15 protein-coding genes and 1 pseudogene are annotated in these 16,953 nt (G+C 47.9%); 7 read left to right on the top strand and 9 right to left on the bottom strand.

The window, feature by feature from the left end:
- Positions 1-88: 88 nt before the first annotated feature.
- The 5 genes and pseudogenes from hrcA to dnaJ all read left to right on the top strand — a co-directional run bounded on the left by hrcA (position 89) and on the right by dnaJ (position 6,251).
- The gene (gene hrcA, locus B7X71_RS06155) at positions 89-1,111 is read left to right on the top strand and encodes a heat-inducible transcriptional repressor HrcA (protein ID WP_293597605.1); all 1,023 of its coding nucleotides are present in this window, start codon (positions 89-91) and stop codon (positions 1,109-1,111) included.
- Between the two features lie 42 nt (positions 1,112-1,153).
- Entirely contained in the window at positions 1,154-2,248 is a 1,095-nt protein-coding gene (gene hemH, locus B7X71_RS06150; RefSeq protein WP_293597604.1) for a ferrochelatase, read from the top strand.
- Between the two features lie 82 nt (positions 2,249-2,330).
- On the top strand, positions 2,331-2,891 hold the full coding sequence (gene grpE / locus B7X71_RS06145; protein ID WP_293597603.1) for a nucleotide exchange factor GrpE: 561 nt from the start codon (positions 2,331-2,333) through the stop codon (positions 2,889-2,891).
- Positions 2,892-3,063: 172 nt separating this feature from the next.
- Positions 3,064-5,021 (top strand): annotated as a pseudogene (gene dnaK, locus B7X71_RS06140) (molecular chaperone DnaK).
- 99 nt (positions 5,022-5,120) lie between these two features.
- The gene (dnaJ, locus tag B7X71_RS06135) at positions 5,121-6,251 is read left to right on the top strand and encodes a molecular chaperone DnaJ (RefSeq protein ID WP_293597601.1); all 1,131 of its coding nucleotides are present in this window, start codon (positions 5,121-5,123) and stop codon (positions 6,249-6,251) included.
- Positions 6,252-6,265: 14 nt separating this feature from the next.
- On the opposite strand, the gene panB is transcribed toward dnaJ, so the two are convergent.
- From panB to B7X71_RS06105, 6 genes are all read right to left on the bottom strand, one after another.
- A complete protein-coding gene (panB, locus tag B7X71_RS06130) occupies positions 6,266-7,081 on the bottom strand; it encodes a 3-methyl-2-oxobutanoate hydroxymethyltransferase (RefSeq protein WP_293597600.1) in 816 nt (271 codons plus the stop codon).
- Positions 7,082-7,098: 17 nt separating this feature from the next.
- Positions 7,099-7,626 carry a 2-amino-4-hydroxy-6-hydroxymethyldihydropteridine diphosphokinase gene (gene folK, locus B7X71_RS06125; RefSeq protein ID WP_293597599.1) on the bottom strand — a complete coding sequence of 176 codons (528 nt, stop codon included), beginning with the start codon at positions 7,624-7,626 and terminating at the stop codon, positions 7,099-7,101.
- 69 nt (positions 7,627-7,695) lie between these two features.
- Complete coding sequence (pcnB, locus tag B7X71_RS06120) at positions 7,696-9,096, bottom strand: polynucleotide adenylyltransferase PcnB (protein ID WP_293597598.1); 1,401 nt, start codon at positions 9,094-9,096, stop codon at positions 7,696-7,698.
- Positions 9,093-9,773 carry an HAD family hydrolase gene (locus tag B7X71_RS06115; RefSeq protein ID WP_293597597.1) on the bottom strand — a complete coding sequence of 227 codons (681 nt, stop codon included), beginning with the start codon at positions 9,771-9,773 and terminating at the stop codon, positions 9,093-9,095. Before B7X71_RS06115 ends, pcnB begins: the two co-directional genes overlap by 4 nt.
- A gap of 19 nt (positions 9,774-9,792) precedes the next feature.
- A complete protein-coding gene (hda, locus tag B7X71_RS06110; protein ID WP_293597596.1) occupies positions 9,793-10,551 on the bottom strand; it encodes a DnaA regulatory inactivator Hda in 759 nt (252 codons plus the stop codon).
- A gap of 12 nt (positions 10,552-10,563) precedes the next feature.
- Entirely contained in the window at positions 10,564-11,553 is a 990-nt protein-coding gene (locus B7X71_RS06105) for an AI-2E family transporter (RefSeq protein ID WP_293597595.1), read from the bottom strand.
- Between the two features lie 73 nt (positions 11,554-11,626).
- Between B7X71_RS06105 and purM the strand changes: the two genes are divergently transcribed.
- Positions 11,627-12,679, top strand: a complete 1,053-nt coding sequence (purM, locus tag B7X71_RS06100) for a phosphoribosylformylglycinamidine cyclo-ligase (RefSeq protein ID WP_293597594.1) — start codon at positions 11,627-11,629, stop codon at positions 12,677-12,679.
- 14 nt (positions 12,680-12,693) lie between these two features.
- Here purM and miaA read toward each other — a convergent pair whose 3' ends face one another.
- On the bottom strand, positions 12,694-13,698 hold the full coding sequence (miaA, locus tag B7X71_RS06095) for a tRNA (adenosine(37)-N6)-dimethylallyltransferase MiaA (protein WP_293597593.1): 1,005 nt from the start codon (positions 13,696-13,698) through the stop codon (positions 12,694-12,696).
- 67 nt (positions 13,699-13,765) lie between these two features.
- On the opposite strand from miaA, the gene B7X71_RS06090 reads away from it, so the two are divergent.
- Positions 13,766-14,425 (top strand): DedA family protein, encoded by a 660-nt coding sequence (locus B7X71_RS06090; RefSeq protein WP_293597592.1) that lies wholly within the window; start codon positions 13,766-13,768, stop codon positions 14,423-14,425.
- A 50-nt stretch (positions 14,426-14,475) separates the two neighbouring features.
- On the opposite strand, the gene B7X71_RS06085 is transcribed toward B7X71_RS06090, so the two are convergent.
- Positions 14,476-15,318 carry a tetratricopeptide repeat protein gene (locus B7X71_RS06085; RefSeq protein ID WP_293597591.1) on the bottom strand — a complete coding sequence of 281 codons (843 nt, stop codon included), beginning with the start codon at positions 15,316-15,318 and terminating at the stop codon, positions 14,476-14,478.
- 5 nt (positions 15,319-15,323) lie between these two features.
- Positions 15,324-16,877 carry a murein biosynthesis integral membrane protein MurJ gene (gene murJ / locus B7X71_RS06080; protein ID WP_293597590.1) on the bottom strand — a complete coding sequence of 518 codons (1,554 nt, stop codon included), beginning with the start codon at positions 16,875-16,877 and terminating at the stop codon, positions 15,324-15,326.
- Between the last annotated feature and the right edge of the window lie 76 nt (positions 16,878-16,953).

Raw genomic sequence — 16,953 nt, 5'->3', positions numbered from 1 at the left:
CGCAACCCGGCTAAATGCCTTTTTGCTGGAATTTGGGGATGGGCTTAACATATAACGATTAAACCATACGCATAAAATCCCTTCCACTATGGATGATCGTTCCCGCGCCTTACTGAAAACCCTTATCGAGCGCTATATCGAAGAGGGGCAGCCTATTGGCTCTCGCACCCTGTCTCGTTTCTCGGGGCTGGATCTTTCTGCGGCCACGATTCGTAATGTCATGGCGGATTTAGAGGAAATGGGCCTGGTCACCAGCCCCCATACATCTGCCGGTCGCATACCAACCCCAAGAGGCTATCGTCTCTTCGTGGATACGATGGTGACGGTTCGCCCTTTAGAGGAAATCGCTGCCCGTGAGATGGAAAAAGGGCTTTTGCCCGACTCTCCACAAAGGGTGCTGAACTCTGCTGCTCAAATTCTGTCTAATTTGACCCATTTTGCCGGGGTAGTGATGACGCCCAAGCGAGCACAAGTATTCAAGCACATCGAGTTTTTGCGCCTTGGCGAAGGCAAGATTTTGCTCATCATGGTGACCCCTGAGGGCGATGTGCAAAACCGCATCCTCCCTACTATGCAGGACTACACCCCAAGTCAGCTGGTGGAAGCGGGCAATTACATCAATACGCAATTTGCCGGCAAGAGTTTTGCTGAGGTACGCGCACACCTTGCCTCCGATCTGGATAACCTGCGTAGTGATATTTCTGGTTTGATGGCCTTGGCGCTGCACAGCGGCGTTAGTGATTACGGCATGGGTCAAGGGGATATGCTGCTTTCTGGCGAGCGACGCCTGCTGAATGTCGGTGACCTCAGCACCAATTTAGATAAGCTGCGCAAGATGTTCGACATGCTGGAGCAAAAGTCGGTACTCATGCAGCTACTGGATGTGTCGAGTCATGCAGACGGTATTCAAATCTTTATTGGCGGTGAAAGTGATTTACTGCCATACGAAGATTTGGCGGTCATTAGCGCACCCTATAGTGTGGATGGTCAGGTGGTTGGAACTCTCGGCGTTATTGGCCCCACTCGCATGGCATACGATCGGGTGATTCCGATTGTCGATATCACCTCTAAGTTGTTATCAGGCGCATTAAGTTCCCCAGTGAACTTTTAATAGCCATTATTTTTTTAGTTCTCTTTTTACGATGGATCCCTCTTGAATCAAAATCCCCACTTACGCCCCTCTAAGACAGCAGTGCTATTGCTGAACTTAGGCACTCCATCTGCACCAACTGCTAAAGCAGTGAGGTCTTATTTAAAAGAATTTCTATCCGATCCCCGTGTCGTAGAAATTCCCCGCATTATTTGGTGGTGCATTTTGAACGGCATTATTTTGCCGATTCGTAGTGGTGCATCTGCAAAGAAATACGCCTCCATTTGGTTGCCAAAATTAGGTTCCCCATTGATGCATTACTCACGTCTGCAAGCCAAAGAGTTGGGTGAGAAATTTGCTAATCACGGTGAGGTCGTGTTGGTGGATTTAGCTATGCGTTATGGTGAGCCTTCAACACAGCAAGCTCTGGAAGCCTTGCAGGCACAGGGCATGGAACGTCTCTTGTTACTGCCGCTGTATCCGCAGTATTCGGCGACAACAACGGCTTCCAGTTTTGATGAAGTGTTTCGTGTTCTCGGAACTTGGCGTAACCAACCTGAGCTGCGCTTGGTAAAGCACTATCACGACAACCCTGCTTACATCACTGCACTACGCGACCAAGTGCTCGGCGCATGGGACAAGAATGGACGCCCAGATTTCGCTGCTGGAGATCGCCTTGTGATGTCTTTTCATGGCCTGCCTAAGCGCAATTTAATGAAAGGCGATCCCTATCATTGTGAGTGCTTGAAAACTGGTCGTCTGCTTGGTGAGTCTTTAGGCCTAGAGCCTGGACAATACTTGGTCACTTTCCAATCTCGCTTTGGTAAAGCCGAGTGGCTTAAGCCTTACACCGCTCCAATGATTGAAGAGCTGGGTAAACAAGGTTGCAAGCGAGTCGATATTTTTTGTCCAGGCTTTCCGGCGGATTGCCTTGAGACTCTAGAAGAGATTGCTATGGAAGCACGCGAGATCTTTTTGGAGCATGGTGGTAAGGATTACCGCTACATACCTTGTCTCAATAGCAACCCAAAATGGATTGATGCGATGTATGACATTGCCCAGCAGCATTTATCTGGTTGGAGCTTGGGCGTAGAGTCTGATGCAGTATTGCAGGAACGTGACCGCTTGGTTGAGTTGGCTAAAGCCAGAATTGCTTAAAAACCAGTGCACTTGAAATTGCGTTAATCGGCCCCATATTGTTGAGAAGTAGCCATTCTGATAGAAAAGTGAATTTGTACCCATGACCCAAGAAAATCAAAATCCATCTCCTGAGCAGGAAAATATTGCCGCCGATCCTCGGACTGAGGGTAGTGCCGATGCAGCTAATGCACCCGATGAAGTAAAGACCCCAGAGCAAGATATTGCAGAGTTGAATCAAAAGTTAACAGAGATGCAAGATAACTATCTCCGCGCCAAGGCCGAAGGTGAAAACATTCGCCGCCGTGCTGCTGAAGACATCTCTAAGGCGCATAAGTTTGCGATTGAGAGTTTTGCTGAGCATCTCGTGCCAGTAACGGATAGCTTGTACGCAGCCTTGAACGCAGAGGCAGTCGATGCCAAAGCCTTTAAAGAAGGCTTGGAGATCACCCTGAAACAACTGCTCTCAGCCTTTGAAAAAGGCCGTATGACCGAGATCAATCCTGCTGTAGGCGATAAGTTTGACCCTCACCACCATCAAGCTATTGCCTCCGTGCCTTCGGATCAAGAAGCCAATACTGTAGTTTCAGTGCTTCAGAGGGGTTACTCCATCGCTGATCGGATTCTGCGTCCAGCCTTAGTAACCGTGAGCGCGCCCAAATAGGGTATTCAAACCCCTAAACCGGGGATTTTTGATGAAATAGCGGGATAAAAAGGCAGAAATCTGCCTTTTTTGCTTTTTAGCCCTTGAATTCCCTCTTTTTGACCCCATTTATTGAATATCGATTTATCCGCAGTATTACGAAATTACACATAACTTAATTTTTGGAGCCATTATGGGAAAGATTATCGGAATTGACTTAGGGACCACGAACTCGTGCGTTTCGGTTGTAGAAAACAATGCACCTAAAGTTGTTGAGAATGCTGAAGGCGGTCGTACAACTCCATCCATCATTGCTTACGTTGACCATCCATCATTGCTTACGTTGAAGACGGTGAAGTGTTGGTTGGCGCGCCTGCAAAACGCCAATCAGTTACCAATCCTAAAAACACCATCTATGCAGTGAAGCGTTTGATGGGCCGTAAATTTACCGATGCTGAAGTACAAAAAGATATCGGTTTGATGCCTTACAAGATTGTTCAGGCGGATAACGGTGATGCTTGGGTTGAAGCGCGCGATAAAAAAATGGCACCACAACAAGTGTCAGCAGAAATTCTGCGCAAAATGAAAAAGACTGCCGAAGATTATCTCGGTGAAGAAGTGACTGAGGCAGTGATTACTGTTCCCGCTTACTTCAACGATAGCCAACGTCAAGCAACGAAAGATGCTGGCCGTATCGCTGGTTTAGATGTGAAGCGCATCATCAATGAGCCAACTGCAGCGGCATTAGCGTTTGGCTTAGACAAGCAAGACAAAGTAGATCGTAAGATCGCTGTGTATGACTTGGGCGGCGGTACGTTCGACGTATCCATTATTGAGATTGCTAACGTTGACGGTGAGAAGCAGTTTGAAGTGCTCTCTACTAACGGCGATACCTTCTTGGGTGGCGAAGACTTTGACCAACGCATCATTGATTGGATTATTGCTGAGTTCAAGAAAGAGCAAGGCGTAGATTTGAGTAAAGACGTATTGGCATTGCAACGTTTGAAAGACGCTGCTGAAAAAGCCAAGATCGAGTTGTCATCTGCACAACAAACTGAAATCAATTTGCCATACGTGACTGCTGATGCAGGCGGTCCTAAGCATTTGAACTTGAAGCTTACTCGCGCCAAGTTGGAGTCTTTGGTAGAAGAGTTGATCAACCGTACGGCTGGTCCTTGCTTAACTGCTATCAAAGATGCCGGCGTGAATGTAGCTGACATTGATGACGTCATTTTGGTTGGTGGTCAAACCCGCATGCCTGCTGTTCAGGACAAGGTAAAAGAGATCTTCGGTAAAGAGCCACGTAAAGACGTGAACCCTGACGAAGCGGTTGCTGTTGGTGCAGCTATTCAGGGCTCTGTGTTGTCTGGCGATCGTAAAGACGTATTGCTCTTGGACGTAACCCCATTGTCATTGGGTATCGAAACCTTGGGTGGCGTGATGACTAAGATGATTCCGAAGAACACAACTATTCCTACCAAGCATTCACAGGTTTACTCCACAGCGGAAGATAACCAGCCTGCGGTAACCATTAAGTGTTTCCAGGGTGAGCGTGAGATGGCTGCTGCTAATAAATTACTCGGTGAGTTTAATTTGGAAGGTATTGCTCCAGCGCAACGCGGTATGCCACAAATTGAAGTGACTTTTGATATCGATGCTAACGGTATTTTGCACGTAGCTGCAAAGGACAAGACGACTGGCAAAGAAAATAAGATCACTATCAAGGCAAACTCTGGTTTAACTGAAGAAGAAATTCAACGCATGGTGAAAGATGCTGAAGCAAATGCCGATGAAGATAAAAAAGCATTGGAATTGGTAACGGCGCGTAACACTGCTGATGCTTTGGCCCATTCAACCAAGAAAGCTTTGGAAGAGCATGGTTCTGCTTTAGAGGCTTCTGAGAAAGAAGCAATTGAAGCTGCTTTGAAAGAATTGGATGAGGCAATCAAGGGTAGCGATAAGGCTGCAATTGAAGCTAAGACTGAGGCTTTGGGCAAGGCAAGTCAGAAGTTGGGCGAAAAAGCTATGGCTGCTGAACAAGCTAAAGCTAGTGGTGCCACTCCTGGCGCAGCCCCTGGTGGCGCGCAAGCCGCCGCTCCGGATGCTGACGTAGTGGATGCAGACTTCAAAGAAGTGGATGACAAGAAGTAATCCCTTATATTGAAAGTCATTTAACGTAGTTTAGAAGTGCTTAAATAACAAGTCGGCCTCGTGCCGACTTGTGTCATTCAGGTTGTTGAGAGGAATTTTGTGCCTAAAAGTAAACGCGATTATTACGAAGTGCTTGGTGTTGCGAAAGGTGCCGGCGATGAGGAGCTAAAAAAAGCTTATCGAAAAATGGCGATGAAGCATCACCCTGATCGCAATCCCGATAGCAAAACGGCGGAAGCGCAATTCAAAGAAGTTAAAGAGGCGTACGAAACCCTCACGGATCCCAATAAGCGAGCCGCTTATGATCAATATGGTCATGCGGGCGTGGATCAATCGAGTGGGTTTGGCGGCGGCGGTTTTGGCGGTGGTGGTTTTGCGGATGCCTTCGGCGATATCTTCGGCGACATTTTTGGCCAAGGTGGTGGACGTCAGTCAGGACCTCAGGTTTATAAGGGTGCTGATTTACGTTACAACATGGAAATCACCCTCGAGCAAGCTGCTGAGGGTTACACCACGCAAATTCGGGTACCAAGTTGGAGTGACTGCAAGCCATGTCACGGAACTGGCGCAGAGCCTGGTAGCAAAGCCGAGAGATGTACTACTTGCGATGGTCATGGTCAAGTTCGTATCCAACAAGGATTCTTCTCAATGCAGCAAACTTGTCCCAAGTGCCGCGGTACGGGCGAGTACATTCCTAAGCCATGCAAAACTTGCCATGGTAGCGGTAAGCACAAAGAACAAAAAACACTCGAAATCAAAATCCCTGCGGGTATAGATGACGGCATGCGCGTGCGCTCTGTTGGAAACGGCGAGCCAGGCGTCAATGGCGGACCCTCTGGAGATCTCTATGTCGAAGTGAGAGTGAAACCCCATAAGGTGTTTGAGCGTGATGGCAGTGATTTGCATGTCCAAATGCCAATCTCGTTTGCAACTGCAACGATTGGTGGTGATATTGAAGTGCCAACGCTTTCAGGACGTGTGGAGTTTCCGATTCCTGAGGGTACGCAGACTGGCAAAACATTCCGTTTGCGCAACAAAGGAATTAAAGGATTGCGCTCTACGATGGTGGGCGATCTCTTTGTGCATGTTGCCGTTGAGACTCCGGTTAAGTTGACTGATGAGCAGAAAAAATTACTGAAGAAGTTTGATGACAGCCTGAAGTCAGGTGGCGATAAGCACAACCCACATCAAAAGGGTTGGTTTGACGGTGTAAAGAGTTTTTTTAGTTAACTAGTAATTCAAGCTTATCCAGCAAAGCCATGTTCGGGTCCGGGGAACTTTCCGGATTTCACTTCTCGAACATAGGCTTTGACTGCCGCCTCAATTGAGGCATGACCATCCAAAAAGTTTTTGACAAACTTTGGTGGTTTTCCAGGGCTGATGCCCAACATATCTTGCAGTACCAATACTTGGCCAGAGCAATCTGCTCCCGCACCAATTCCAATGGTGGGGATGGAAAGTGATTCGGTAATAAGTTTGCCCAATGAAGATGGAATTGCCTCAAGAACGATCATTTGTGCACCAGCTTGCTCGCAAGCAATGGCTTGTTCAAGCATGAGGCTTGCAGCATCTTTTGATTTACCTTGAACTTTATAGCCACCCAAAATATGAACGGACTGAGGTAGTAAACCCAGGTGCGCACAAACAGGAACACTGCGTTCCACTAAATACTGAATGATGTCGATTTGCCAATCACCACCTTCAAGCTTAACCATATCAGCGCCGGCACGCATCAGTTCTGCTGATGAATCTAAGGCTTGAACAGGATCGCCATAGCTGGCAAAAGGGAGATCGGCAATGATGAAGGCATGAGAGTTGGCGCGGGCTACACATTCGGTGTGATACGCCACTTGTTCAACAGTAACGGGTGTTGTACTAGAGTGACCTTGAATCACATTGCCAAGGGAATCCCCAATCAGGATGGTTTCGACTCCGCAGCGATTTAGTAAGGCGGACATCGTTGAATCGTATGCCGTCAGCATAGCAATTTTTTCACCCTCAGCACGCATGGAGAGGAGCTTAGAAATCGTAATTGGCTTTTCGCCTTGTAAGTAACCCATGGCGTGAGTTTAATGAATTAATGCGCTGATTGGCTATAAACGTCTTTTTCAACGCAATTACAGTTGCGGCAAGGGAGTTTTTCAATGCGCTGATCAGCTACATTAGGTAAGTAGGACTTGAGTTCACCCCAATTGGGCAAAAAGAAATCTGGGGCAATTTCCAGCAAAGGCAATAGAACAAAAGAGCGCTCAATGATTCGAGGGTGGGGAATGGTGAGCTCAGTATCTGTTTGAGTTACACCTTCAAATGCCAGAATGTCCAAATCAATCGTGCGGGGTGCATTTGCATAGGGACGCTCACGGCCGAACTCCTGCTCTACTGCTTGACAGACATGCAATAAGCCATAAGGGCTGAGTTGCGTTTCAATTTCAATCACAGAATTAATATAGTCGCCCCCGGTAGCTTGAAAGGGCGCGCTTTGGTAGAAGCAGCTTTTGGCTAGGATTTGGAGTTCGCAGCGCTGCGCAAGGCACACGATCGCATCAGTAATAAGCTGACGTGTGTCACCGATATTGCCACCAAATCCAATAAAAGCTCGAGCCATGCTTATTCCAAACGAGAGAAATTACGCGAAACTACCGAATCTACTTTACTGAATTTTTCTCAAGTCTGCTTAGTCCATTGCACCCTCAGTGGGCGCAGCAGATTTGGGTTTTCTGCGGCGGCGGCGTTTTGCGGGTGCAGCGCTATTGCCAGTCTCATTTTTGACGCTAGCCATTAAAGCTTCTTGACCATCTAGATCGGTAGCGATGAAATCACTCCACCATTGACCTAGGGATGGGTTTTTCTCGCCGGTAGCGCAGCGCAACAACATAAAATCATAACCCGCTCTAAAGCGTGGGGATTCAATCAGGCGATAGGGGTAGCGTCCAACACGCTTTTCAAAGCGGGGCTGCATAGACCAGATTTCCCGCATATCACTTTCGAAGCGACGCTGGATCACCATGCCACTACTTTGACTTGCAATGGTTTCATCCATCGCATCATGCAGTGCGGGAATGTTGGAAATTCCTTTGGCGATATTCTTTTTCCAATTACTTAGCAGGTCCGGCCATAACAAAGTCGCAAATAAGAAGCCAGCTGAAACGCTTTTGCCTGATTGAATGCGCTGATCAGTATTGGCGAGGGCAATGCGAACAAAATTATTTGCTTCTTTGGAGTCTGCACTTTGATCCAGGATGTGATCGAGTAAAGGTAGGAGGCCATGGTGTAGTCCTGCATCTTTCAAGCCTTGAATTGCGGCCCATGAATAACCGGACATGAGTAGCTTGAGGATTTCATCAAAGAGGCGAGCAGATGGAACGTCATGAATCAACTTACCCAATTTATCGATAGGTGCGCGCGTAGCGGTATCTAGAGTGAAGCCTGTTTTGGCAGCAAAACGAATGGCGCGCAACATCCGTATCGGATCTTCGCGATAGCGCTTAGCGGGATCACCAATCATCCGCAAAGTTTTCTTCTGCATATCAGCCATACCGCCGTGATAGTCGAGCACGGTTTCAGTTGCGGGATCGTAGTACATCGCATTAATACTGAAATCTCTGCGTGCAGCATCTTCATGTTGGCTGCCCCAAACGTTGTCACGCAGGATGCGGCCATTTTCAGCGACATGCTCGCCAGCGTTCTCCAATAGGGCTCTGAAGGTAGATACCTCAATGATTTCAGGTTGGCCTTTGCCAAAGAAAGTCACATGCACAATCTGAAAGCGACGACCAATCAGGCGCGCCTTGCGGAATAACTTTTGTACCTGCTCTGGTGTTGCATTAGTTGCCACATCAAAATCTTTTGGACCAATTCCTAAAGCCAAATCTCGAACTGCGCCACCGACAATAAAAGCATCATAGCCAGCCTGCTGCAATGTTTGGGTCACCTTCACGGCATTTTTAGATAGCAAATGCGGGTCAATGCGGTGAGATTTTTTAGGGATTCGTTTCGGCGCGCCAGAAGTATGGGCTGCAGTATGTCGGACCATCGGGTCACGACGCAAAATACGTTTAATAAATTTGGTAATCATGCAAACAGTTCAAGTATGGGCCAGTGACGTTTTGAAGCTTCATCACGTAGGCGAGCATCTGGATTGGTAGCAACAGGATTGCTAACTTTTTCCAGGAGAGGTAAATCGTTCATGGAATCTGAATAAAAATAACTTTGTGGCATCTGATTCAGTGCGAGATTTTGAGTGGCAAGCCAATCATGCACTCGTTGAATCTTGCCTTCCCGAAAACTCGGAATACCTTTGACTTCGCCAGTGAAATCAGCAAGAGGGTTATCCCCCACAGTGGCAGGTTCAGTGGCTACGAGATGTTCGATACCAAAACTCTCCACGATAGGGCGAGTAACAAAGCTATTGGTTGCAGTGACAACGCAGCAAAGATCACCAGCATCTTGGTGGCGTTTGACTAGATCAATCGCATGTTGACGCAGTTGACCAGTAATTACTTCTTTCATAAAAGCGTCATGCCACTCTTTGAGTTGTTCGCGAGAATGTTCTGAGAGTGGCTTTAAAGCAAAGCGCAAAAACTCTTGGATGTTGAGCTTGCCATCTTTGTAATCTTGGTAGAAGCGTTCATTTTGCTGGGCATAGTACTTACTATCCACTACGCCAATGCGTGCCAAGAATTGACCCCATTCGTAATCGCTATCGCAGGGGAGAAGAGTGTGATCTAAGTCGAAAAGGGCTAATTGGGTCACGAATTGAATATGAATTAATTTATTTTGGCTGCAAGAGCTCTCGTACGAGAGGCAAAGTGACAGCACGTTTTGTTTCTAGTGAATAAGCATCCAAAGCATCAATCAAGGCCATTAGGTTGGGCATATCGCGATAGAAGCGATTTAATAACCAAGGTAATACATCTGGCGATAAAACCAAGCCGCGCGCTTGCGCCGCTTGTTGTAGTGCCTCTATTTTCTCATCATCGCCCAAAAGGTGAGTTTGAAAGATCAAACCCCACCCCAGGCGGGTGCGAAGGTCTTCTCTGAGCCTTAATGCGCCAGGGGCTGCATTGCCAGCCATAAAAATATGAACTGCTTTGCTGCCCTGAATGGCATTCAGAATGCGAAATAAAGAGGCTACCAAGCGCTCATCGAGCCGATCTACGTCATCAACGGTAATGACCGATGGTGTATCGCTCACGCAGAGGGCGGGCAGACTTTCTTCCAGACGTACCCAAGAAATGGGTTCATTGGGGGCGAGGAGAAAGTGCTTCAGCCCTAGTTGCTGGGCGGCATCACCAATGGCGCTGAGTAAATGGGTGCGACCAGAGCCTTCTGGCCCCCACCAATAGATCCAGCGTTGATTTAGGGGGTTTTCACCAGCTTGTCTTGGAGCATGTATTTGCCAGGATTTAGCTAAAGCTAACAAAGTAGAGTGCAGAGCTAGATTTTCTCCGGCTAAAAAATTACTTAAGCTGGGTTTAGGCGTATGACCGATGTCGAGCGCAAACTGTTTTGGTAGTGAGGGGCTATTCATTACTGCGGATGCTTACTTTTGATACCACGGGCTTTGCGTATAGCGTGACCAACCATATTGCAGAAGCACTAAGCCAACTGCACTTGTTGGCAATGCAAGTAGAACGCCAAAGAAGCCAAATAAATTTCCAAACAGCAGTAAGGCAAAGAGAACGGCAACTGGATGAAGACCAATACGCTCGCCCACTAGGCGAGGCGTGAGGAAGAAACCTTCAATGAATTGACCCAGGCCATATAGCACCAGGACGCTGATGATTGCACCGCCAGGCCCAAATTGTAAAAGGGCTGCAAGGATAGTCAGGGTGAAGCCCAAGGCAATGCCAATGTAGGGAATCACAATCATCAGCGCAGTGAAGACGCCTAATGCTGTGGCGCCTTTAATGCCGATCACGCTTAAGCCAACGCTATAAAAAATAGACATGATGGAAATGACGATCAGCATGCCTCGGAGATATTGCGATAGCAGACCATCCGCATGCAAAGCTAGGTGATGAACAGTTTCTTGCGCACGCAGCGGAACAATTTTTCTGACCAGCTGAAAAAAATGATCCCAATCGATCAGCAAATAAAACATCACAAACAAAATTAGGACTGCATTTACGAAGCCAGCAATCACAGAGCTGCCAGATGTCAGAACCGTCTCCAGTGTGGAGGACATGAGGGCATCAGAATTGTCGTTAAAGTGCTCGGTAATCTTTTGGGTAGCGCTGGTTTTGAGGGTGCCCCAATCCACATTGATGTGAAATTCGCTTAATTTGGGCCCAAGCCAAGATTGGGTATTTTGGATCCAGGTTGGAAATTGAGTCTTGATGAGGGGAATTTCAGTTTTAAGGAGGGTGATAAAGAGGGTCAAAATCGAAAATACGACTGCCAGGCCAACAATCATCGCAATCCCAGCGGCTAGCGCGCGGGGTAGGCTATGCCTCTCAAGCCACAAGCAAACTGGGCGTAAGGCATAAGCCAGAATAAATGCGGTTAAAAAAGGGGTAAAAATTTCAGCCATCGTGCTCGAATCCTCTAGAATTCAATGATTCTACCGACCAAGTAGCGTTTCTTACTAATCTTCTATTTCTGCCATGAACTCATCTACCAATTCTTCCTCCAAAGGCCTTTCCTACCGTGACGCTGGTGTCGATATCGACGCTGGGGATGATTTGGTTGATCGTATTAAGCCCTTAGCCAAGAAAACCATGCGCGAAGGCGTATTGGCTGGGATTGGCGGCTTTGGCGCCCTATTTGAGGTGCCAAAGCGCTATAAAGAGCCGGTGCTGGTATCGGGTACCGATGGTGTTGGTACAAAGCTTAGATTAGCCTTTGAGTGGAACCGTCACGATACGATCGGTCAAGATTTGGTGGCAATGAGTGTAAACGACATTTTGGTGCAGGGTGCTGAACCCCTCTTCTTCTTGGATTACTTTGCCTGCGGCAAGCTCACTGTAGATACTGCAGCAACTGTAGTTGGCGGCATTGCTAAAGGTTGTGAGTTATCTGGTTGTGCGCTCATTGGCGGTGAAACCGCTGAGATGCCTGGTATGTATCCCCCAGGTGAATATGATTTGGCCGGCTTTGCTGTTGGTGCAGTTGAAAAATCCAAAATCATTACTGGTGCAACGATTGCCCCGGGCGATGTCGTTTTGGCAATTGCTTCGAGCGGCGCGCATTCCAACGGCTATTCATTGGTTCGTAAAATTATTGAGCGTGCTGGCGCAAAGCCAAATGATGATTTGGGGGGACGTCCCTTGGGTGATGTCGTAATGGCTCCTACGCAAATTTATGTGAAGCCACTCTTAAAGCTGATCAATGAAATTAATGTGAAGGGTATGGCCCATATTACTGGCGGTGGTTTAGTGGATAACGTGCCGCGCGTACTCCCAGAAAATACGCAAGCTGTATTACATCGTGATAGCTGGCAAATGCCGGAACTCTTCCGCTGGTTGCAGATGAAGGGTGGCGTAGCTGATGCAGAAATGGTGCGTGTATTTAACTGCGGTATTGGCATGGTGGTGATTGTGTCTACTGACCAAGCGGATGTTGCAATCCAATCGCTCAAGGCTGAAGGTTTACATGCTTGGACTGTTGGCGAGGTTGTAGAGCGCCCAGCTGGTGCACCACAAACCATCGTTATTTAATGCACGGTATAAGTCTATTTAGTTAGGCTTTTCTTGCAGTACTCTAGGGCCGCCTTCAACTCGTCTGGGTTGAAGGGGTCAAATGTTTTTCTTCCCGCAATCGCACGCAACCAAGTCAACTGTCGTTTACCAAGCTGCCGGGTAGCTGCCAACGCTTTGTAGCGCATTTCAGCGTGATCTACTTCCCCTGATAAATATTCCCACACTTGTCGATAGCCTACTGAGCGAATGGCTGGTAGATCGCCATGTAAATCTGGATTTTTTTTGAGCAATTGAACCTCTTCTAATAATCCTCCAGCAAGCATTTCATCGAAGCGCTTTTCCAGGCTCTGATGGAGGCGCGAGCGATCGCTGGGCTCTAGTGAGATCAGGCCAATCCACTCCGGAATGGCAGAGCCTTCTCGGCCATCCTCGCTCGGCGAATCTGCCAATAGATCTGACATGGGTTTGCCGGTAATTTCATAAACCTCTAAAGCACGTTGCACGCGTTGAGAGTCATTGGGCTGTAAACGTGTGGCGGTAACGGGGTCTACTTTGGCTAGTTCAGCATGCATCGCAGGCCAGCCAATCGCCTTGCCTTGCTCATCGAGACGGGCGCGGATCTCTGGATCAGCCGGCGGTAGAGAGGAGAGGCCGTATGCCCAGGCTCGCCAATACAACATCGTGCCACCCACTACAACGGGAATATTTCCGCGCGCACGAATTTCTTCGCATAGTCGCTTGGCATCGTTTGCGAAGCGCGCAGCAGAATAGGATTCGGTAGGATCCAAGATATCGATCAGGTGGTGCTGAACTGCTGCTTGCTCTAACTTAGTTGGTTTAGCGCTGCCAATATCTAGTCCGCGATATACCAAGGCGGAGTCCATACTGATTAATTCAACGGTTTGACCAATGGATTTGGCATGCTCAGCTAATGCCATTGCGAGATGGGTTTTGCCTGCGCCTGTGGGACCAACGATACAGAGTATGGTTGGCTGATCAGATAAATGCGTAGGCTGAATGTGAAGTTCAGTTTGCATACCGCATTATAGGAATGAAATGTCTCAATCTGTATTGCTAGCCTGTTAATATCCTTGCAACTAATACATGGAGCACGATTTGATCGATACCTTATTGCAGTTAGGTGATTTGCTATTGCACATTGATCGTCATTTAGACGTAGTGATTCAGCAATACGGCTATTGGGCTTATGGCTTACTCTTCGCCATCGTGTTTGCGGAGACTGGCTTAGTGGTTGCTCCTTTTTTGCCAGGTGACTCACTACTGTTCATTGCTGGGGCCTATTGCGCTACTGAGCATTTCAATCTGTGGACGCTTTGCATTGGATTATTAATCGCCGCGATTTCTGGTAATACCGTGAATTACTTTATTGGCCGTTGGATTGGTGAAAGAATTTTTAGTAGTCAATCACGCTGGATTGATCAGGCAGCTTTGCGTAAGACACATTCTTTTTATGAGAAGCATGGCGGCAAAACAATTATCGTGGCGCGCTTTTTACCGATCATTCGTACCTTTGCACCGTTTGTTGCCGGTGTTTCTGCAATGAATTTTTCTCGCTTCCAGTTATTCAATGTGACTGGCGCACTCTTGTGGGTCTTTGGCTTGGTTATTGCTGGCTACTTCTTTGGCAACATTCCCATCATTCGCCAAAACCTGAATGTGATTGTGTTGATTGGTATTGGTGCTGCAGCTATTCCAATCGTGCTAGCTGCTTTGTACAAAATATTTCAACGTAAAAAGAATTAAATCTAGCAAGATTTAAGCGGCTATCTTTTGAGAAATAGCTGCAGCTCTAATTAATGCAGTTTAGTTTGACTCTCGAGAGTAGCGATGTGCTCACGAATGTCTGCCGCGTCTTCAGCGCCAGGCATTTCGCTTAAGTAGCGATGCAGATCAGCTATTGCAGGGCGAACGTACTCTAGTTGCGCAAAGATCAAGCCACGATCACGAACCTCTTCGGTTGAGTCTGGTAACAAGATCACTAGACGTTCCTGGATTCCAAGAAGACGCTCCCAACGCTCATCTTCTGAATAAATCATTTTGAGGTTTCTCATAAAGCGCGAAAGGATTTCTCGAGAACTAGAGGCTCTCAAGAAAATATTGAGTGGCAGACTGAGCTCGCCGCGATAGCCTTTGGCATCCAAGTATGGGTCGAGCATTTCTTGCAATTGATTTTTGGAGAGCGACTCGCCGTTCAATGGATCAATGATGATTTCACCTTGTTGCAAGGAGATGCGCATCATGAAGTGGTTCGGGAAAGACACGCCGCGAATATTCAATCCTATTTGCTGTCCGAGTTCCATCATCAAGATGGCCAGTGAGATTGGAATACCACGACGATTCTCAATGATCTGATGGAGATAAGAATTCTCGGGCGCATAAAAGTCATTCGGGTTCGGACCAAAGCCCAACTCGTTATAAAAGAAATGCTTAAGCAACTGGAGACGCTGAATCGGTGGCGTATCTGGAGTAATGCGTTGCTTGAGTTTATTGCCCCACTGATCAATCTGATCCAGGACTCCTTGAACATCGAGGTCAGGGTAGGCGTGTTGTGCAACCGCAACTACCGCCTCGGTTAAGGGGAAGTGCTCATCCTCAGCGACGAGGGATGTGAAATAGTCGAGTTGTTGTGTTGGCATAAAAGCTATTTTGCATGACGTAGGAATTTTTGCCAGCGGATGCCAACAAGCCCTAAAGCTGCAAAATAAATCACTGCAGCAGCGGCTAACCAGGCAGCTAGTAATCCAACGCGGATCCAGGGACTAGATTGCAGTGCAATCCAATCATGCGCAGTAGCTGCGTAATACAAGAGGAATGCAAAGGGAATTAAGGCAAGTAAGAGTTGACCTAAGTACTTCAACCAAGCGGCGCTAGGTAGGGCGCCACGTCGATGTAGGCCTACCCATAGTAGTGCGGCATTCAAGCAGGCGCCAGCGCCAACGGAGAGTGCAAGCCCTGCATGTCCTAACCAAGGAACAAAAACTAAATTGGCTAATTGGGTTGCTACCAAGACCAGTAGGCCAATCTTGACTGGTGTGCGGATATCTTGGCGTGAGTAAAAACCAGGGGCTAAGATTTTCACCAAAATGAGGCCAATGAGTCCAACACCATAAGCTGCTAGTGCACGCTGTGTCATCAAGACGTCCAAGGCATTGAACTTACCGTAGTGATACAGAACTGCTGCCAGTGGCTCGCCAAAAATAAAGAGGACAAGCGCGCAAGGCGCTGCTAGCAAAAAGGTCAGTTGCAATCCCCAAATCAACAGCTCGCCAGCATGCACCAAATCATTTTTCGCATTTGCCTTACTCAGGCTTGGTAGCAAGACTGTTCCAAGTGCCACCCCCAGGAGGGCTGTTGGAAATTCCATCAGGCGATCTGCATAGGAGAGCCAAGATACGCTGCCCGCCTGCAAACGGGAGGCAATGTTGGTGTTGATGATGAGTGAAATTTGGGCAACGGAGACTGCAAATACGGCCGGCCCCATTAATTTCATGACACGCCTTGCTTCTGGATTTTTAATGGCTGCCTTGATAGCGCCTGGTAAAAGACCCACCTTAGGCAATAGACCCAGGCGGGAGAGTGCTGGAACCTGAATCGCCAGTTGCAAGAATCCGCCCAACAGTACGCCGATGCTCAGGGCGTAGATCGGCTGCTCAAGATGGGGCGCTAAAAAGATAGCGCTACCGATAAGGGCTAAGTTGAGTAAAACGGGTGTAAATGCTGGTACAGCAAAGCGGCCAAAGGTATTCAGGATCCCGGCCGATAGGGAAACCATCGAAATGAGGCCGATGTAGGGAAACATGATGCGGGTCATGACTACGCTCGCCTCATAGGCTGGACTGCCCTCAAAGCCCGTAGCAATCGCCAGAATCAACAGTGGGGCGCCAATGACCCCAAGGAGTACCGTCAGCAGCAAAGCCCAAAATAAGAGCGTAGCAACTGCATTTACGAGGATTTGGGACTGTTTTACATCCCCCTTGCTGGAGATTTCCCCCAAAATCGGCACAAATGCCTGGGAAAAGGCCCCTTCAGCGAAGAGTCTGCGTAGTAAATTGGGGAGCCTGAAGGCCACATTAAAGGCATCTGTCCACTCTGAGGCCCCAAAACTACGGGCAATCAGGGTCTCCCGGAGAAGTCCGGTGATCCTGGAGAGCATCGTGAGGGAGCTGACCTTAGCGGCAGCAGAAAGCAGATTCATGGGCTAATTTTCCCCTATTTATCAAGCGACTGGGCTTTTTTAGTCCTTTAATGTAAAATCTTGGGTTTTGGTGAGT

Source organism: Polynucleobacter sp. 39-46-10, assembly GCF_002282275.1.
Note: the sequence above shows the minus strand (reverse complement) of the source record. Positions and strands in the feature narration are given on the sequence as shown.